At 74.6% G+C, this 18977-nt stretch carries 15 protein-coding genes and 1 tRNA gene; 3 read left to right on the top strand and 13 right to left on the bottom strand.

Annotation, left to right across the window (positions count from 1 at the left end; all coding sequences use genetic code 11):
• Positions 1–38: 38 nt before the first annotated feature.
• The 4 genes from AC3D3D_RS01730 to AC3D3D_RS01745 all read right to left on the bottom strand — a co-directional run bounded on the left by AC3D3D_RS01730 (position 39) and on the right by AC3D3D_RS01745 (position 6664).
• Positions 39–1121 carry a substrate-binding domain-containing protein gene (locus AC3D3D_RS01730; protein ID WP_463662152.1) on the bottom strand — a complete coding sequence of 361 codons (1083 nt, stop codon included), beginning with the start codon at positions 1119–1121 and terminating at the stop codon, positions 39–41.
• Between the two features lie 122 nt (positions 1122–1243).
• Complete coding sequence (locus tag AC3D3D_RS01735; protein ID WP_463662153.1) at positions 1244–2386, bottom strand: ROK family protein; 1143 nt, start codon at positions 2384–2386, stop codon at positions 1244–1246.
• 146 nt (positions 2387–2532) lie between these two features.
• A complete protein-coding gene (locus AC3D3D_RS01740) occupies positions 2533–4764 on the bottom strand; it encodes a hypothetical protein (protein WP_463662154.1) in 2232 nt (743 codons plus the stop codon).
• 97 nt (positions 4765–4861) lie between these two features.
• The gene (locus tag AC3D3D_RS01745; protein WP_463662155.1) at positions 4862–6664 is read right to left on the bottom strand and encodes an HSP90 family protein; all 1803 of its coding nucleotides are present in this window, start codon (positions 6662–6664) and stop codon (positions 4862–4864) included.
• 372 nt (positions 6665–7036) lie between these two features.
• Here AC3D3D_RS01745 and AC3D3D_RS01750 point away from each other — a divergent pair, with 372 nt between their 5' ends.
• Positions 7037–7741 carry a LysM peptidoglycan-binding domain-containing protein gene (locus AC3D3D_RS01750; RefSeq protein WP_463662156.1) on the top strand — a complete coding sequence of 235 codons (705 nt, stop codon included), beginning with the start codon at positions 7037–7039 and terminating at the stop codon, positions 7739–7741.
• A gap of 219 nt (positions 7742–7960) precedes the next feature.
• Here the strand turns inward: AC3D3D_RS01750 and AC3D3D_RS01755 are convergent, their stop codons facing one another.
• A complete protein-coding gene (locus AC3D3D_RS01755) occupies positions 7961–8617 on the bottom strand; it encodes an alpha/beta fold hydrolase (protein ID WP_463662157.1) in 657 nt (218 codons plus the stop codon).
• A 130-nt stretch (positions 8618–8747) separates the two neighbouring features.
• A tRNA-Pro gene (locus tag AC3D3D_RS01760) sits at positions 8748–8824 on the bottom strand.
• Positions 8825–9016: 192 nt separating this feature from the next.
• Here AC3D3D_RS01760 and AC3D3D_RS01765 point away from each other — a divergent pair.
• A complete protein-coding gene (locus tag AC3D3D_RS01765; RefSeq protein ID WP_463662158.1) occupies positions 9017–9607 on the top strand; it encodes a hypothetical protein in 591 nt (196 codons plus the stop codon).
• Between the two features lie 44 nt (positions 9608–9651).
• Complete coding sequence (locus AC3D3D_RS01770) at positions 9652–10101, top strand: hypothetical protein (RefSeq protein ID WP_463662159.1); 450 nt, start codon at positions 9652–9654, stop codon at positions 10099–10101.
• Positions 10102–10155: 54 nt separating this feature from the next.
• Here AC3D3D_RS01770 and AC3D3D_RS01775 read toward each other — a convergent pair whose 3' ends face one another.
• Genes AC3D3D_RS01775 through AC3D3D_RS01805 form a run of 7 tightly spaced genes read right to left on the bottom strand, consistent with a single transcriptional unit; the run spans position 10156 to position 18965 of the window.
• Complete coding sequence (locus AC3D3D_RS01775; protein ID WP_463662160.1) at positions 10156–11247, bottom strand: glycoside hydrolase family 88 protein; 1092 nt, start codon at positions 11245–11247, stop codon at positions 10156–10158.
• Positions 11244–13334 carry a hypothetical protein gene (locus tag AC3D3D_RS01780; RefSeq protein WP_463662161.1) on the bottom strand — a complete coding sequence of 697 codons (2091 nt, stop codon included), beginning with the start codon at positions 13332–13334 and terminating at the stop codon, positions 11244–11246. The genes AC3D3D_RS01775 and AC3D3D_RS01780 overlap by 4 nt, the downstream gene beginning before the upstream one ends.
• Complete coding sequence (locus tag AC3D3D_RS01785; RefSeq protein WP_463662162.1) at positions 13331–14797, bottom strand: MFS transporter; 1467 nt, start codon at positions 14795–14797, stop codon at positions 13331–13333. The genes AC3D3D_RS01780 and AC3D3D_RS01785 overlap by 4 nt, the downstream gene beginning before the upstream one ends.
• Positions 14790–16367, bottom strand: coding sequence for a ribosome biogenesis GTPase Der (gene der, locus AC3D3D_RS01790; RefSeq protein ID WP_463662163.1), 1578 nt, complete (start codon positions 16365–16367; stop codon positions 14790–14792). Before der ends, AC3D3D_RS01785 begins: the two co-directional genes overlap by 8 nt.
• Entirely contained in the window at positions 16364–17068 is a 705-nt protein-coding gene (locus AC3D3D_RS01795) for a lysophospholipid acyltransferase family protein (protein ID WP_463662164.1), read from the bottom strand. Before AC3D3D_RS01795 ends, der begins: the two co-directional genes overlap by 4 nt.
• A complete protein-coding gene (cmk, locus tag AC3D3D_RS01800) occupies positions 17065–17829 on the bottom strand; it encodes a (d)CMP kinase (RefSeq protein WP_463662165.1) in 765 nt (254 codons plus the stop codon). The genes AC3D3D_RS01795 and cmk overlap by 4 nt, the downstream gene beginning before the upstream one ends.
• Complete coding sequence (locus tag AC3D3D_RS01805) at positions 17826–18965, bottom strand: prephenate dehydrogenase (protein WP_463662166.1); 1140 nt, start codon at positions 18963–18965, stop codon at positions 17826–17828. The genes cmk and AC3D3D_RS01805 overlap by 4 nt, the downstream gene beginning before the upstream one ends.
• Between the last annotated feature and the right edge of the window lie 12 nt (positions 18966–18977).

Below are 18977 nucleotides of genomic sequence, written 5' to 3' on the forward strand. Positions count from 1 at the left end.
GGCGGCGCCACCGGGCGGAGGTGGCGCCGCCCCCGGTCTCACTCGCCGAAGTAGACGGCGACGTCCTCGGCGGTCAGGACGGAGTCGAGGACGTAGGTGTCCGGCTGGTCGGAGACCTCGGCCCACTGCTCCTCGATGTTCTCGTTCGTCACGGGCTCGGCGAGGTCGAGGATGACGGTGTTGCCGTTCTCCAGCTGCGACTCGTCGAGCTCGTCACCCTGGAGCATCCGGATGGCGATGTGCATCGCCGCGGCACCGGTCCCCGGGGGGTTGATGACGCCGATGCTGGAGAAGTCCGTGCCCTCCTCGAGCATGGTGGTCCAGCTCGACATGAACGCGACGCGCGCCTCGCCACCGATGACGAGGTCCTCGACGGCGTCGGCGGCCTGGACGGCGCGGAGCACGCCCTGGGCCATGCCGTCGTAGGTCCAGATGCCGTCGATGTCGGGGTTGGTCGAGATGAGGTCGGTGGCCGTGGTCTGGCCGACCGACTGGTCCCAGCCGCCGTCGCCGCGGGCGACGACCTCGATGCCGGCCTCCTCGAAGACCGGCTCGGCGCCGGCCCAGCGGGCGTCCGTGGCCGGGTTGCCGGCCGCGCCCTCGACGGTGACGATCTGGGCGCCCTCGCCGACCTCCTCGGCGAACCACTCCGCGCTCGTGCGGCCGAGGTCCTCCTGGGAGATGCCGACGTTGACGACGTCGGCGGTCTCGACGGCCTGGTCGATGGCGAAGACGAGGATGTCCTGCCCGATGGCCTCCTGGAACACCGCGTCGAGCGCGGTGGCCGAGTTGGGGTCGACGATGATCGCGTCGACGTCCTGGTTGATGAGGTTGCGGATCTGCTGGATCTGGCCGTTGACGTCCGCGTCGGCGTTCTCCATGACGAGCTCGTCGACGACGCCCTCGGCCTCGTACTCGGCGAACGTCTCCTCGATGACCTCGATCATCTGGGTGCGGTACTCGCTGCCGACGAAGGCGTTGCTCACGCCGATGGTGAAGGGGCCCTCGCCGCCCTCACCGTCGCCGCCGCCGTTGCCCTCGTCGTCGCCGGACCCGCACGCTGCCAGCGTCAGCGTGAGGGCAAGTCCGGCAGCTACCGCGGCGCCTGTGCTCTTGCGCATGTCAGTTCCTCCTTGAACCGGGGGTCGACTTATTTTCGGGGTGATTTTAAGTCGTGGGGAGAACATACGTGGCTCTCGTGGTCCCTGTCAACGACGAGGGCGGCGCGCCGCGCCGGGAGCGGTCAGGCCGGGATGAGCGAGGCGAGCCCGCCGCGGGACTCGAAGGCCCGGATGCCGGCGCCGGTGAGTGCGGCGGGGCTGCCGATCGAGGAGCGCTCGAGGCGCGGCATGGTGACGACCTGCCCGGCCATGCGGGCGCGCAGCCGGGGGGCCACGAGCTCGCCCCAGGTGTCGAAGAGGCCGGACATGACGACCACGTCGGGCTCGAGGAGCGCGCAGATGTTGACGAGCGCGAAGGCGTAGCCGTCGAGGATCTCGTCGAGCAGGCCCACCGCGTCGGGCACGCCGGCCTCGGCCTGCTCGAGCACCGCGTCGGCGTGGCCCGGCTCGCCGGAGTCGACCAGGCCGCGGCGCACGGCCCGCGAGGCGATGCCGACGCGGCCCAGGTGCAGCTCGAGGTCACCGAAGCCGGTGAAGGTGGTCGCGAGCGACTCCGGGGTGAAGAGCATGCGGCCGACCTGGCCCGCCGCGCCGGTCGAGCCCCGCCAGACCTGGCCGCCCTCGACGATGCCCATGCCGACACCGTCGAAGACCGCGATGGTGACGAGCGCCTGGACCGACTCCCACGGGCCGCGCGAGTACTCGGCCAGGGCGATGAGGTTCGCGTCGTTCTCGACGACGACGGGCAGGCCGGTGGCCTCGGTCAGCATCTGCCCCAGCGGGACGTCGTGCCAGTCGAGGGCGGGGGCGAAGATGACCGCACCGTCGTGGTCGACCGGTCCGGGGACGGACACCCCGAGGGCCAGCAGCGGCGGCCCCTCGGCGGGGTGGGCGGCGGCGACGACGTGGCCGAGCACCTCCTCCAGGCGGGCCGCGCCGATCTCGCCCTCGGTCGCGATCCGCTCGGTGCCGACGACGTGGCCGTAGAGGTCGAGCGTGGCGATGTCGAGGTGCCGGTCGGCGACGTCGACGGCGAGGATGAGGCCGTGGTGCTCGTCGATCTCGATGAGCACCGAGGGCCGCCCCCCGGTGCCCAGGTCCGCGCCGACGGCGCGCAGCAGGCCCGAGTCCATCATCTTCGAGACCCACCGGTTGACCGTGGCGGGGGCGATGCCGGTCCGCCGGTGGACGTCGACCCGGGAGATGGGGCCGTGCGCACGGATGCAGTCCAGGACGCGCGGCCCCGTCGACGTCGGTTCGTCCACCGGAGCCGGCCCCTCTCGCCTTCGAGCGTGATGTGCGCCACGAGAGATGTGGCACTGTCGCAGGACGATACCCCCACGAGGCACGTCCCCGGGGCCGCCCGGCGGGCACACCTCTCCCGACGACGCCCCGGAGCCGCTCCCGCGGGTCAGTTCTGCGGCAACCAGCGACGCCGCAGGTCGGTCGAGCTCACCGCGGTGCCGTCGCGCGCATCGAGCCGTGCGGCGAGCTCTCGGGCCCGCTCCGTCAGGCTCGCCCCGCGCGGGTCCTGCGGCGCGACCTCACCCAGCACGCGGCCCGCCGCGGCGAAGACCTCGGCGTCGGGGACCCACGTCTCCGTCAGCACCGCGTCGACCAGCTGCAGCAGCTCGCGGGGGCGCCCGGCCCACCGGTCGCGGGCCAGGTCCAGCACGACCCACTCGGGGACGGCGCCCAGCTCGGCGGTGTCCCCCTCGGCCTGCGCGACCAGCTCGAGCAGGTCGTCGACGTCCGTGGCGGCGGGGGCCGCACCGTCGCGGGTCAGCCACGCGGCCCACATGCGCGCGGCGCGCACCTGCTCGGCGTCGTTGCTCAGCGCGACCACCCGGCGCATGAGGGCGGCGCCGTAGTCGGGCGAGTAGGGCTCGACCATGGCGACGACCTCGAGGTCGACGTCGAAGCGGTCGACGTCGTCGGACTCGTCCTCCACCGCCTGGTCGATCTCGCCGATGAGCGTCCGGAGGGTCTCGCCGTCACCGATCTGGGCGGCGACCTTGGCCCGGGCCAGCAGCAGGTGGGTGACCGGCCCGACGGTGCGGGTGCGGACCTGAACCTCGCGGGACATGATCGCCTCGAGCGCCCGCCAGGTGACGTCCGGGCTGGCCAGAGCGACGGTGACGACGGAGACGTAGGTGCGCTCCGCCGCGTGGCGCACCCCCGGCAGGACGTGCTCGGGCTCGGCGAGCAGCACCTCCTGGGCGGCGGCGTAGCGGTCGAGGAAGGTGCCGAGGTCGCCGTGCTGCGCGGCGCGCAGCCCGGCGAACAGCCGGGCCGCGAAGGCCGCGGTGGCCATGCGGAGCTCGGCGGCCCGGGTCTCGACGTGGGCGGCGATGGTCCGGGCCTCGTCGTCGGTGTCGGCCTCGAGGACCGCCATCGCCTGCAGGCCCAGCTCGCGGTAGCGCATCTTGAGCACGATCGGCGGGTGGTCGGGGTCGATGCCGCTGTTCAGTCGGCGCAGCCAGCCGGCCCGGAGGATCGCCTCGCCGCGCTCCTCCACGTCGTCCCACACCTCGGGCCGGTCCAGCACCGCGGGCCGGGGTCCCGCGGGCAGGCCCGCGGCCCAGAACTGCGTGAGCTCGCGGGTGTGCAGGTCGCCCCCGGCCCGCTCGTCGTGCCGGGCGGCGTTCTCGGCGGCCAGGGCCATGAGCATTCGCCCCTCCTCCCCCGCCGGGTCGGCGAGGATGCGGGCGCGCGCCACCCCGGCGACCTCCCGCCATCCGCTCGAGTCGAGGGCGAGCTGGGCGAGCAGGTGGTCGGTGACCGTCAGGGCGTCCGCCGGGCGGTGCTCGAGGACGACGACGAGGTGCTCGCCGGCGGCCATCTCGATGAGCCGCGCGGTCCCGAACCGGTCGACGAGCTCGTCCCCGATGCGCCTGGTGACGTCGGGCCTGGACAGGCGCGCGTAGAGCAGCGCCTGGGCGAGCCGCACATGGACGAGCTCGTCGACGTCGGGGTGGGTGGGATCCAGCGGGCCCGGCGCCACGCCCATCGCGGCCAGCCGCCGCTCGAGCACCTCCAGGGCGCTGTGCGGGTCGACGGCGGACAGCAGGAGCTGCTCGCGCATGACGGTCCCCGGTGCGAGCGGCGGCCACCCGGGGTCGCCGGCCATCTGCCACCGGTCGAGGTGGGTGAGCATCTGGTCCTGACGGCCGAGGTCGGCGGCGACGTGCGCCCGCGCGAGGTGGACGTCGGCGAGGTTGAGCCCCCGGGCGCGGACCTGCTGCTCGACGAGGTCGACGACCCGTTCGACCCGGGCGACCGGGACCGTCGGGTCGTTCATCGCCCGCGCGGCCAGGCTCGCGACCTCCCCGAGGAAGCGGCCGAGGTTCTCCGGGTGGATGTGGTCGCCGTACCTGGACACGATCTGCATGAGGCGCACGTAGTACTCGGTCGCCTCCGCGGCCATGGCTGCCTTGACGAAGATGAGGAACTGGCCGAACCGCGCGCTGGCGGCCAGGTGCGGCACGCCCTCCGCCTCGCAGTCGGCGACCTGCTGCTCCCAGGCCTCGACCGTGCCCATGTCGTCGGGCATGTCCCAGATCTCGCTGCTGCGCTCGATGAGGGCGTGGACCCGTTCGGCCGCGTCACCCGTGAGGTCGGCGACCTCGTCGTACCGGTACATGGGGTCTCGTTCCTGTGCTCGTGCAGCGCTGGCGGCCGCGGTGGTCGGTCGTGGAGGCCCGCCGGGGTCAGCGGGTGGAGGCAGCGGGTGCGGGCGGTCAGCGTGCGCCGCCGGCGGCGGACGCCGAGGCGGCGACCAGGAGGGCGCGCAGCGCGTCGGCGAGCCCCGCCTGCTCCTCGGCGTCGAGCCGATGACCGGACTGGAGCAGGCCGAGCAGGTGCAGGGCGCGCACCGCGTCGGTCTCGAGGCCGACGGTCAGGGGGCCGCCGACGGCCCGGACCGCGGGCGAGCGCAGGTTGAGCACGAGCCGGGCGCGGCCGTCCGGCTCGGCCACCGGCCCGAGGTCGGAGAGCAGGTCGTCCCACGGGTCGCCCGCCGACGGCGCGTCGTCGCCGGGGTCCGGGTCGAAGCCGCCGCCGCGCGCCGGCAGGTGCAGGACCATGAGCGAGTCGGGCGCGAAGTCGCGGACCTCGACGGCGACCCCGAGCGGCTCGGTCACGCGTCGGGCACTGGTGATGATCCGCTCCGCGAGCGCATGGTCGTCGCTGCGCGCCTGCGGGAGGTCCTCGAGCACCGTGCGCAGGTCGAAGCGGCGCAGGTCGGTCCGGGACTGCGAGCGGTCGTAGGCCCGCAGGGTCTTGACCCCGTGGGCGTAGGCGCCGTTGACGAGCAGTCCGCCACGCGCCGCGAGCAGTGCGGCGTAGGCGTTGAAGTCCCCCAGGCGCTCGGCGTAGGTGACGTCCCGGGGCATCTCCACCAGCCGCAGCGGGCCCGCGCTGGTCTCCCAGTGCAGGTGACGGGCGACCAGGTCGAGCATCTGCTCGTCGGTGGCGGCCATGGCCAGCAGGCTCTGGCCGTGCACGCGGACGAGGTGCGCGAACACGTCCGGCCGTTCGGCGCCCAGGCGTTCGAGGCCGGCCCGGATCTGGCGACCGGTCTCGGCCCGGACGTCCTCGACGGTCCCCGAGCTCTGCAGCGCCTCCCGCGAGGCGGTCAGCGGCAGGTCACCGGCTTCGACGGCGGCGCGCAGGAAGGTGGCCCACTCCGGCAGCAGCTGGGTGTTGGCGTCGGCGACGAGCATGCCGCGCGAGTAGACGAGGTCCCCGCTGCGTGCGTGGTTGCCGACATCGCTGCCGGTGACGAAGGCGCGCCCGCGCACGCCGAGCACGCCCAGCTCGAGCGGGATCGCGGCCAGGGGCGTGAACCCGAAGGCGTCCGCGCACCAGCCGGCGGCCGCTTCGCCGTCCAGCTCCCAGGGCGGGGTGTCGTCGCTCACGAGGACCGGGGCGTCGTCGGGGCCGGTGCGCAGGGTGATCGGCACGGGCAGGAGCCGGGCGAACTCCCGGGCGAGGAGCCGGACCCGGTCGGCGGCGACCCACTGCGCGTCGTCGGGGCGGGCGTGCACCCGCACCTCGGTACCCGGCTCGGCGAGCGGGTCCTGCGCGGTGGCGACGGTGAAGGTGCCGTCGCCGTAGCCGACCCAGCGCATGGTGGGCGCCGCGGGGTCGAGCGCGCTGCGCGAGCGCACGACGATCTCGTCGGCGACGAGGAAGCAGGAGAGCAGGCCGATGCCGAACTGGCCGAGGTAGTCGGTGCGGGTCTCGGCGAGGTTCCCGCGCTTGCTCGAGGCCCCGATGGTCGACAGCAGCGTGCGTGCGTCGTCCTCGGTCAGGCCGATCCCGTGGTCCCGGACCACGACGGCGTTCCCCGGCCCGTCGACGAGGATCTCCACCGGCGCCCGCCCGGCGCCGTCCCACGGCGTACCCGATCCGGCGCGCGCGACGACGGCGTCTCGCGCGTTCTGGATGAGCTCGCGCAGGTAGACGCGCGGGCTGGAGTAGAGATGGTGGGAGAGGATCTCGACGATGCCGCGCAGGTCGACCTGGAAGTTGTCCTTCACGGCGCAAGGATAGGGACCCGCACGGATGGCGCTCGCGCGCCGTCGGTGGTCCGACGTGTCGCACGACACGGCGGCTGAGCGCCGCGCACGGTGGACAGAAGCCCCGTGGTCTCCTTACTGTGTCGGTCAGGACACGAAAAGGTAACGGCCTGGAGTCTGCCGTGACCGCCCGTGCGACAGGCACGGCACGCATGACCCGTTGACAGCCGAACAGCTGACCTGAGCACGCAGAGCTGGCGCCCGCCCCCTGCGGACGTCACGCGTGCACGTGTCCACACAGGGGTCCGCCAGCCTCGATCGCTGCCGGGTGGTCCCCTTCTCCGATGTCGATCAGCAGGTGGCAGCCTGACGCGAGGCGCCCAGGAAGAGATCATGCGCACCAAGACCCAGACCGCCCTCCGGACCTTCGCCGTGGCAGGCCTCATCGCCGCCGGTGGAGTCATGGGCGCCCAGTCCGCCAGCGCCTCCACGTGGGACGACCTCGCCCAGTGCGAGTCCGGCGGCAACTGGTCCATCAACACCGGCAACGGCTACTACGGCGGCCTTCAGTTCCACCCGGACACCTGGGCGGCCAACGGCGGTACCGGCAACCCGGCCGACGCCTCGCGCGAGGAGCAGATCCGGGTCGCCGAGAACGTCCTGGCGACGCAGGGCTGGGGCGCGTGGCCCGCCTGCTCGGCCCAGCTCGGGCTCTCGGGCAACACCCCGCCCAGCGGTGGCAGCGGCTCGGCCCCGGTCGAGGAGCAGGCCCCGCAGCAGGAGGCCGCTCCCCAGGAGCAGGCGCCGCAGCAGCAGGCCCCGGTCGAGCCGCAGGCGCCGGCCGAGCCGCAGGCCGCCCCGCAGGCGCCGGCCCCGCAGCAGGAGGCTGCTCCCCAGCAGCAGGCCCCGCAGCAGCAGGCCCCGGCCGTCGAGGGCTCCGGCGAGGAGTACACCGTCGCCGCGGGCGACACGCTCAGCTCGATCGCCGAGGCGCACGGCGTGGCCTCCTGGGAGGACCTGTACCACCTCAACGCCGACACGGTCGCCGACCCCGACCTCATCTTCGTCGGCCAGGTCCTCGAGCTCCCCGTTCGCTGATTCTGACGGGCAGGGTCCGCACGACGACCCAGCCACGTGACAGGGACCGCCGGTCCATCTTCGGATGGGCCGGCGGTCCTTCTCATGTCCGGCCGGCGCAGCCCCGCCTCGAGGCGGGACAAAATGCTCGTGGTGACGCCGGTCGCCTCCGCCGGGGCGGTCAGCGTGACGTCGGGGCACGAGCACCACCTCGGGCGTGTTGCGCCGTCGGATCGGGGTTCAGAGATCGACCCGCGCAAGGAAGTCGATGAGGCGCGCGGAGAACTCGTCGGGCAGCTGGGTGTTCCACTCGTGGCCGGCACCGGGCACGATCTGGAGCTCGGCACGCGGTATCCCGGCGGCGAGCCGGCGTGCGGCCGGCAGGTTCGCTCGATCCTCGCTCCCGCACATCACCAGCGTCGGCGCGCTGATCCGGGGCAGCTCCGGACGGAAGTCTGTCCTGCCGACCGCCCTGAGGACGGCGAGCTGGCTGCGTCGGCTCATCCCCGGCGGGACGATGTGCCGTGCGGGGATCACTCGCACGAGGACCTGATGCAGCCCCATGAGCGCGCGCGACGGACTGACCTGGCCGCCGGAGAGGGTGAGCGAGGTGGTGCGTGCCGGCTGGTCGATCGCGAACCGTGTGGCGACCATCGCCCCGAGCGACAGACCGCACACGTGCGTCGCCGCGATCCGACGCCGGTCGAGCTCGTCGGCCAGCGAGCGCGCGGCTCTCTCCAACGTGAACGGGGACGCATCGGCGTCGCTGAGGCCGGGAACCGCCACAGCGATCCCCTCGAGGCCGGCAGGCATGGCTCGGACCTGGGCGTCCCATGACTCGGGCCCCGCACCCACCCCGTGCAGGAAGACGACGGTCCGTGTCTCCGGGTCGCTCATCCCGTGATCGTACGGAGCCGGGCGGTGCGCCCGACCGACGATGCTCCGGCGAGCGCCCCACACCGCGCGAACCCACGAAAAAAGTCCTGAGCCGCGACACCGCAAAAAACGATGTCGCGGCCCAGGACGATGGTCGGGCTGACAGGATTTGAACCTGCGACCCCTTGACCCCCAGTCAAGTGCGCTACCAAGCTGCGCCACAGCCCGCCTCCGCGGAGCTCCGCGGGACCGGTTGAGATTACACCGACGTCGGGCCGGTTCTCCAATCCGCCAGACGTCGCGCGCGTCACTCACCTGCGCTCGGCCCACCTGCCCCGCCGTCTCGTTCCGTGCCAACCCCCGAGGGGTAGCGCTCCCCTGCCCGTTGACCGCGCGGACTGCCGCGGGCACTGTGTCGTCATGTCGGCATACCCCCCGAGCCCTCCCCCCAATCACCCCCACGACCACGGACCACCCGCGTACCAGCCGGACGCCTCCTGGAACCAGGGCCAGTACCCGCCCCACCCTGGTTCCCCGCCCGACCCGTACCCCGGCCAGGCCGGCGGACCGCCCGGCCACGTCCCAGCCGGCGACGCAGGGCAGCGCCGCCGCTCCGGGCCGGGCGTCGCCGTCGCGCTCGGCATCCTCGTCGTCGTCGTCGGGCTCGGCGTCGGGGCCGGCTGGTTCCTCGACGACGAGGCTGTCGCCGACGAGCCGAGCCAGGCCGAGCTTGACGCCGCGCACGCGTGCGGCATCGTCGACCGGCTCGGCGTCGACTGGGACCTCGGCGAGATCGGGTCGTACGACGAGGATCCCGAGCCCGAGCTCGCACGGGCGATCGGCGAGCTCACCACCGCCGCCTCGCTCGCCGACCCGACCTACGATGCCCTCGCCGAGCAGGGCATCGCCCTGCGGGAGGCGATGTACATCTTCAGCACGGCTGACGTCTCGGTGGCGCTCCATGGCCTCACCGACGAGTGCACGACGCTCGGGCTCGGCGGTGCGCGATGACGGACCACGGCCACGCACCGGTCCCCTACGGAGGTCCGCCCTCGATGCCCCCACCCACCACGTACGTCTCCGACGCCCGAGGCGGCAGCCCGGTCCTGCGCTGGGTCATGCTCGCGCTCGCGCTCGCGCTGGGCGTGACCGGTGGGCTGCTCGGCTACCAGGTCCTCACGGCGGAGCCGGCGGACGCCGACACGGAACAGGGTCCCGCCGACGACGCGCGCCACGTCTGCCGGATCGCGACCGCGCTGCCGGCGAACCTCGATCCCTTTCAGTTCGGCGGGTACGACGACGACCCGGTCCACTCCCACCTCGGTGCCCTGTACCTCCTGTCCACCGCCGCCGCCACCGCGGATCCCGCCTACCGTGCCCTCGATCTGCATGCCGAGGACCTGGTGGACTCCGTGCGGTTCTCCCGGGCCGATGACGCGGCGGAGGCACGCGACCTGCTCCTCGGCGCCTGCGAGCAGCCGGCGATCGCGGGGGACGGCGGCTGACCGGGCCCGGGCAGGGTCACGGGCTGCGTGGCGGCCCGGCGCCGGGACCACGGCTCAGCTCATCCGCTCGTCCTCGAGCGCGGCGAGGGCGAGGGCGGCGAGCCCCCAGGGGTGGTCCCGGCCCGGGCGGACCGTCAGGTAGCCCAGCCGCGGCAGGAGCGGCAGCGGGATCGTCGGCCCGGAGACCTCGGGCAGCGACCACCGTCCGCCGTGTCGGTCGACGGCCCCGACGACGGCGGTGAGCGCCCGCCTGGCCGGGGCCGAGTACGCACCGGGCAGCAGCCCGAGGCGCACCGCACGGAGCCAGCCGCCGGCGACCAGCGCTGTCGCCGAGAGCTCGCGGTAGCCGCCCGGGCCCGCGAGCAGCGTCGGCCAGGTCCCGTCAGCCTGCTGCCGGCGCAGCAGCGCCTCGCTCGTGCGCGCCAGGACCGGCCGGGTGCGCTCGTGCGCGTCGCCATGGAGATCGGCGCGAGCTCCTGTTCCCGCCTCGATCATCATCGGCAGAGCGGCGACGACCCAGGCGTTGCCCCGGGCCCAGGGCAGGGACGGGAAGCGGCGTCCGCGCGGCCCGGCAAGGGTGCCGGGCGCCCACCACGAGTGCGACCACAGGCCGGTGCCCGGGTCCTGGAGCAGCTCGGCGAAGGCCCCCGGCATGTGCGCGGCCATGGCGGTCAGCCGTCGGTCGCCGCGCACGGCCCCCTCCCGGGCGGCGAGGACCCCGACCATCATGAGCGAGTCCACCCAGACCGAGCGCGGGTAGACGCGGGAGTATCCCGAGACGCCGAGGTGGTTGGCGGTCCCCGAACCGGGCGAGCCGGTGAGCTCCGGCTCGGCCAGGGCGAACTCCAGCGCCCGGTCGGTCGCGGCCCGGTACCGCTCCTCGCCGGTGCGCCGGGCCAGCTCGGCGGTCACCAGGGCCGGGGCGATGGTGTCGGCGCTCTCGGGCCGCGCCCCGCGCGCCAGGTGGTGGTCGGCGAACCGGGTCAGCCACCGTTCGTAGCCTCTGTCCCCGACGGCGGCCTCCACCTCGATGAGCGCGAGTCCGAGCAGGGCCGGCCCCCACATCCACGGCCGGACCGCGCGCCGGGCGTCGCGCTCGACGACGTCGTCGAGCAGCTCGAGGGTCCGGGCGAGCGCGTACCTCACGCGTCCTCCCCCGTCGGCTGCGGACCCGCGGCGTGCACGCGACCGGCCTCGGTCAGCTCGAGCGCGTGCCCGCCGTGCCGCACGACGATGCGCTCGGGGAACCGTTCGACGTCGGTGTCCCCGAAGCGCAGGCGCGGCGAGGACCCGCCGACCGGCATCCCGTCGCGCTCGAGCCCGCCCTGCCAGGTGAGGATCCACTCCCCGTGCGGGAGGGAACCGTCCTGGGGCGTGGTCTCCCCCGCGGGGCGGGCCGTACCGTGCGCGGCACCCGGGGAGAAGGCGAGCTCGGTGCCGGAGGCCCCCAGCTCCATCGTGGCGCCGGCCATGGCCGTGCGGAGGGCGTCGAGCCCGGCGTCGGCGTGCGCGACGACCACGGCCCAGCCGGTGACGTCGCCGGCCTGGACGAGCTCGCCGGTCTCCCCCCGGCGCACGGGCGCGAGCGAGCGTACCCCCACCATGCCCTCACCGGCGACGGCCACCGCCCAGTGCTCCCCGACCTCGCTGTGGTCGAAGCGGTCCTCGGGCCAGTACAGGTGCGTCCACCGGTGCCGGTGCCGCTCGAGGTAGCCGTGCCGCACCGGGAGGCGGTGCAGCGCGAGCAGGACCTGCCCGTCCTGGGCGACGTCGGGGTTGCGACCGTTGCCGGTCCAGGCCGAGGGCGAGAAGTTCCGCGCGACGTCGTCGAACATCGCCCGTCCCGGGTGGGTGGCGAAGACGGGCACGGCACCGGGCAGGGTGGCCTGCCAGAGGTGCTGCTGGTCGCCGTAGCGGCCGACATTGTGGTGCTGGGCCGAGGACAGGGCCAGGCCGCCCGAACGCCAGGTGACGACGTCGGCCCGGGTGATCGCCACGCCCCGGCTGGCGGGGTCGACCAGGCGGGTGAGCGCGGGCAGCAGCGGGCGCGGGAGGTGCCGGAAACCGGCCAGCGGCGCCAGGAAGCGGTTGTCCCACATGTCCCACCGGTCCATCAGCGTCATCGTCGGGCGCACGGACTCCGGGTCGGTGAAGGACTCCATGGCCCACAGCAGGTGACCGGTGCGTTCGAGGTCGTCCTCGCCGACGTAGTCGGCCACCTCGCGCAGGTCCAGTCCGAAGCTCTCCTGCACCAGCAGCGGTCCCCCGTCGGCCACGATCGCCCGGGCGACCGCCGGCGCCCGGTAGCTGGAGACCCGGAGGAGGCCGCCGAGGCGGTCCGCCGCGCTGCCGCCCCAGGCCACCGGTGCGTCCCAGGTCCCGGACGCGTCGGCGGCCCCGCCCGCGGCGCCGCCCTCGTCGTCGCCGGGCGGGCGCAGCAGCAGGTGGGCGAGTACGGGGGCGATCTCCTGGGTGCGCGGGGCCTTCTTCTGCGTGACGTAGGCCCGTCCGGCGCTGCCGACGAGGACCCCGTCGGTCGAGTGCAGGGCGAGGTCGATGGTCAGCAGGTCGAGGACGCCGCGGGCCCGCTCGCGCAGGTCGTCGTCGTCGGTGACGTCGATGAGCACGGCCAGCGCCGCCGCGTCCTCCTCGTAGTAGGTCGGCGAGAGCCACTCGATGAACCCGATGCGGAAGCGGTCCGCGAGCCAGGTGCGCAGCCGCCGGGCGGCCGCCTCCGCGTGGGAGGCGCCGGTGGCCCCCGTGGCGGCGAAGCGGCGGCCCGGGTAGAGGAGCCCGGCGGCGTGCTCGGCCACCGCGACGACCACCTGGTGGTTCTCCGACCAGAGGCACATCGAGTCGGTCCCGGGCACGTCCAGGGAGTAGCGGAACCCCGTCAGGGAGTCGGCGATCGTCGTCGAGACGTGGGACGGCAGCCGCCAGGGGCGCCGGCCCTCCGCGTGAGCACCGTCAACGTCCGGCCCCGCCGCGGCCCGCGCGTTGGCCCGGTCGGCGTGCACGACGCGCGCCAGGGTCAGCGCCCGGAAGTCCGCGCAGTCGATGCGTGCGTCGACGAACCGCGCCCGCTCCAGGAGGGGCTCGACGTCGACGGACCGGCCGGCGACCAGGTCGGGCAGCGCGGCGAACCCGGCCGGCCCCATCTTGCGGGCCATGCCCGGGTCGACGGGGCGCGGACGCCGGCCCGTGCCCGCGGCGCGTCGCTGGGCGTCCGTCATGTCCGCCCCTCCCCCGCCGGCCCGGGGGCCGCGTCGGCCCGCCGCTCGGCCAGCGTCGCCGCCGTGGCCAGCGCGCGCTCCCGGGTGATCGGGTAGCGCCGGGAGACGAGCCAGCCGGTGGTGAGCAGGCCGGCCACGCCGATGCCGAGCACGAGGCGGATGCCCCAGCGGACGGCGTCGTCCTGCACGACGATCTCGTCGGCGACCGGCGCGACGTAGCCGGTCAGCTCGAGGACCAGCCCGATCGCCTGCGCCACGACGGCGGTGGCGAGCCCACGTACGAAGGTCATCAACCCGGAGAAGGAGCCGGCGTCGCGGCGCCCCTCCGTCAGCTCGGCGTCGTCGACGACGTCGCCAAACATCACCCAGGGCATGAGCTGCGCCCCGGACATGCCGATCGCCAGCAGGCCGGCGCCCAGGTAGAGGCCCCACAGCGGCCAGGAGGCGGGGTACAGGGCGACGACGACGGCGGCGAGCACCCCCAGCGGCAGCAGCGTGCGGTAGACGCGGGCCTTGGACACCCGGCCCACGAGCCGCGTGACGATCGGGTAGGCCACGACGTTGACGGCGATGAAGGCACCGAGCACGACCTGAGAGGAGGCGCCGGTGACGACGTAGAGCGTGTAGTACAGGAGCGTGGCGGTGATGATGTCCAGGGCGATCGAGTGGCACAGGTACATCGACAGCAGTCGCCGGAAGGTCGCCACCCGCAGGGGCGCGACGAAGGTGCGCACGGTCAGCGGCCGGCCCGCCGGCGGCGGCGGGGTACGCTCGCGGGAGACGAGCCCAGCGGTGAGGACGCAGGTGGCGAACACAGCGCCGAAGCCGAGCACGACGCAGGCGTACAGCGCGCTCAGGGACAGCCCGCCGTCGCGGTAGGCCTCGAAGAGGGCGCTCGCCACCAGGGTGCAGACCGCCGAGGAGACCGTCGAGAGCAGCAGGCGCAGCGTGTTCGCCCGGTTGCGCACGTCGTAGTCGGTGGCGATCTCGGTCGACAGCGAGGCGTAGGGCACGGCCATCACCGTCTGCACGCTCGCGTAGACGACGTAGGTGCCCACGGCCCAGGCGAAGAGGGTCGCCTGGCCGGTCACCGGTGGTGCGGGGAGCCAGAACAGGGCCATCACCGGCACGAGCAGGACCGCGCCGAGAACGAGGAACGGACGACGGCGCCCCCAGCGGGTACGCGTGCGGTCCGACAGGGCGCCCATGAGCGGGTCGTTGACCGCGTCCCAGATCTTGGCCAGGAGGATCACCGAGCCGGCCAGCCCCGGGCGGAGCCCGACCACGTCGGTGAGGAAGATGAGGTACATCACCGAGATGAGGGACGAGGCGCCGCCCATGAAGACGTCGCCGGTGGCGAAGGCCAGCCGTTCACCGCGCCCGGGCTGGTCCCGGGCGGCCCGGCCCCGGGCGGCCTGACCGCGGACGCCCTGGTCGCGGGCCGCCCGCCGCCGGTCAGGCACGGCGGCGTTCGCGCACGCGGACCGAGATCTCAATCGGCGTGCCGACGAAGCCGAACTCCGAGCGCAGCCGGTTCTCGATGAAGCGCCGGTAGCCGGCCTCGATGAACCCCGAGGCGAAGAGCACGAACCGCGGCGGCCGGGTGGAGACCTGCGTGGCGAACAGGACGCGGGGCTGCTTGCCCGAGCGCACCGGGTGCGGGTGAGCGGCGGCGAGATCGCCGATGAAGGCGTTGAGCCGGCCGGTGGGGATGCGCGTGTCCCAGGAGGCGAGGGCGGCGTCGAGGGCCCGGGTGAGGCGGTTCGTGTGCCAGCCCGTCATCGCCGCGAGGTTGATCCGCGGCGCCCAGGTCACCTGGACGAGGTCCTTGTCGATCTCCCGCTCGAGCTGGTGGCGCCGCTCCTCGTCGACGAGGTCCCACTTGTTCATGACGATGACCAGGGCGCGGCCGGCGTCGACGACCTGCTGGACGACGCGCAGGTCCTGCTCGGCCAGCGGCTCGGAGGCGTCCATGAGCACGACGCCGACCTCGGCCCGCTCGAGCGCGGCCTGGGTGCGGATCGAGGCGTAGTAGTCGGCGCCGCTGGTCTGGTGCACGCGCCGCCGGATGCCGGCGGTGTCGACGAACCACCACGGCCGCCCGTCGAGGTGGACGACCTCGTCGACCGGGTCGCGGGTGGTGCCGGCGACCTCGCTGACCACGACCCGCTCCGCACCGGCCAGCGAGTTGAGCAGCGAGGACTTGCCGACGTTGGGCCGGCCGACGAGGGCCACGCGCCGCGGACCGCCCGCGGGCAGCGGGGCGGCGACGGCGGAGACCTCCGGCAGGGCGGCCATGGCCGCGTCCAGGGCGTCACCGCTGCCCCGGCCGTGCATGGCGGAGACCGGGATGGGCTCGCCCAGGCCGAGCGACCAGAGCATGGCGGCGTCGGGCTCCTGGTAGGCGGAGTCGACCTTGTTGGCCACGAGCACGACCGGCTTGCCCGAGCGGCGCAGCAGCTGGACCACCCGTTCGTCGGTGTCGGTGGGGCCTACCGTGGCGTCCACGACGAGGACGACGGCGTCGGCGAGGTCGATCGCGGTCTCGGCCGCCTGGGCGACCTGGGCGTCCAGGCCGCGCGCGTCGACCTCCCAGCCGCCGGTGTCGACCAGGGTGAAGCGGCGCCCGCCCCACTCCGCGGGATAGCTCACCCGGTCCCGGGTGACGCCCGGGGTGTCCTGGACGACGGCCTCGCGCCGGCCGAGGATCCGGTTGACGAGCGTCGACTTGCCCACGTTGGGGCGCCCGACGACGGCCAGGACCGGCAGCCCGGCCTCGATCTCGTCCTCGGCGTCTTCCTGCGCCTGCCCCTCGAGGACCGCGAGGTCCTCCTCGGCGAGGTCGTACTGGCGGAGCCCCGCCAGCAGCGCGTCGGCGCGGCGGGCGTCCTCCTCGGCGTCGACCTCGGGGATCTCGGGCCGCTCGGGGGCGGCGCCGAGGTCGTCGTCGGCGAGGTGGTGGCCGATGCCCGGAGCCGGGTCGCTGCCCGGGCCGTCCTCGGGTCCGTGCGTGGGGGGCGTGGGCCCGGTCATGGGATGTCCTTGTCGTCCGGGAGCTGGATGCCGGTCTGGTCGACCGAGTCGGCGACGTGCGCGGCGAGGCCGCTGCCGATCTGCTCCATGGCGGCGGCGATGGCGGTCCGGCCCGAGGCCCCGGCGGGGACCTCGATCGTCATCGGCTCGCCGATGACGGCGGTGAGCCGCGACCGCGGCGGGGAGACGTACGTGCGCGGGGTGCCCGGTGGGCGGGTGCCGAGGATGGCGACGGGCACGACCGGGGCGCCGGACTGCAGCGCCAGCCAGGCGACGCCGGCGTGCACCTGGGCGGCGTCGCCGCGGCCGCGCGACCCCTCGGGGAAGATGCCGACGACGCGCCCCTCGGAGAGGAACTGCTTGCCGACCTGGAGGGCGTTGCGGCCGGCCCGGCGGTCGACCGGGATCTGGCCCGCCAGCGTCATGAGGAAGCCGATGGGGTTGTCCCAGAACTCCTGCTTGATGAGGACGTGCGAGCCGCGGGGCAGGATGCCGTGCAGGAGGGGCCCGTCGACGATGCCGGTGTGGTTGGAGGCGACGAGGACCGGTCCGGTGGGCGGCACGTTCTCCGCGCCGATGACCGTGGTGTCCCACCAGACGTGGGCGAGGACCTGGCCGACGCGCCGGGACCACACCGGCCCCCACCTGAGGATGTCGTCGGCCGAGGTGCGCTGGCCACGCGTGCGGGTGTCGTCGCTCATCTCGTTCCCTTCTGCGACCCGACGAGGTCGAGCACGGCGGCGATGACCTCGGGCAGGTCGAGGTCGGAGGTGTCCAGGGTGGTCACACCGTCGGCGGCGGTGTGGAAGCTGGTGGTGGCGGAGTCGGCGCGGTCGCGCCCCAGGACCTCGGCCCGGGTGGCGGCCACCGCCTGCTCGTCGGCGCTGCCGCGGACCTCGCGGGCCCGGCGCGCGAGGCGCGCCTCCTCGCTGGCGGTGAGCAGGAGGCGGACGTCGGCGTCGGTGGCCAGGACGGTGGTGACGTCGCGTCCCTCGGCGACGACGCCGCGCCCCCGGGAGACGGAGTCGTGCCCGGGGGTGGTCTCGTCGACGAGGATGGCGCGCTGGCGGCGCAGCAGGTCGGCGCGGACGTCGAGGTTGGAGGCCACCGCGGCCACGCGGCGGGTGAGCTCCGGGGTACGGATCGCCGCCGAGACGTCCTCGCCGTCGACGAGGGTGCGCGGGCGCGTGGGGTCGAGGACCATCGTCAGCGGCATCGTCGCCACCCGTGCGGTGACCGCCGCGGGGTCGGGCTCGGCCAGGTCGAGGCCGCCGCTCAGGCACCAGTGGGTGGCGGCGCGGTACATGGCGCCGGTGTCGAGGTAGGCCAGGCCGAGCTGCTCGGCGACCCGCCGGGAGACGGTGGACTTCCCCGACCCGGCGGGGCCGTCGATCGCCAGGAGGACACCGGGGCCGCGATCGGGCAGGTCGGGCCAGCGGTCGTGGGGGGTCATCGTGCTCATGGTGCCACCACCCGCCACCCGCGACGGTCGAGATCCTCCTCGAGACCGGCGGCGGCCGAGGGCACCACGGACAGCCGGACCAGGCCGACGCGCTGCCCGGCGGAGTGCTCGATGCCCAGGTCCTCGATGTTGACGCCGGCCTCGCCGACGTCGGAGAACAGCCGCCCCAGGGAGCCAGCCGTGTCGGGCACCAGCACGGTGACCTCCGCGTACCGGCGCGGGGCGCCGCCGTGCTTGCCGGGGATGCGGGCGGCGCCCTCGTTGCCCGCGCGCACCGCGCCGGCGAGGGGGCCGATCGCACCCGGGGCCAGCGGGTCGCTCGCGCCGGCGCGCAGGGCCTCGAGCACCTCGCCCAGCGCGGCCTGCACGGCGGTGACCTCCTCGGCGAGCGCGGCCGCGTTCCCGGTGAGGATCGCGGTCCACAGGCGTGGGTCGGCGGCGGCGATGCGGGTGGTGTCGCGCAGGCCCTGCCCGGCGAGCTCGAGGGCGCCCTCGGCGGCGTGGTTGAGCCGGCCGGCCAGGACCGAGGAGAGCACCTGCGGCAGGTGGGAGACGACGGCGACGGCGCGGTCGTGCTCCTCGGCGCCCATCTGGACCACGAAGGATCCCACGTCCTGGGCGAGGTGCCGGGCGACCGTGACGGCGTGCGGGCCGGTCGCCGCCGTGGGGACCACCACCCAGGGGCGGCCGGCGAACAAGTCCGCGTCCGCGCCGGTGGCGCCCGAGCGCTCCCGGCCGGCCATCGGGTGGGAGCCGACGTAGCGCTCGGCCGCGTCCCCTGCGGCGTCGAGGACCTCACGGGCGACGACGGACTTCACCGAGGCGATGTCGGTGACCACCGCGCCGGGGTGCTCGGCCAGCTCGCGCAGCACGACCTGGGCGGCGACGTCGGGCGGGGTGGCCACGACGACGAGGGTGGGCGGGGCGGCCGGGCCGCCGGCGGCCTGCGGGTCGGTGATCACACCGGCGCCCAGGTCGCGCGCCAGGGCGAGGGAGACCGGGGAGGTGTCGGCGAGCTGGACGTCCACGCCGCTCGCGCGCAGGGCGAGCCCGAGGCTCGCGCCGAGCAGCCCGGCGCCCACGATCCGTACCGGTCCGGTGGTGGCCGCGGTGGGTCGGGGCAGGTCGTCGGTCACCGGGGAAGGCTA

The organism is Georgenia sp. X1117, from assembly GCF_057784635.1.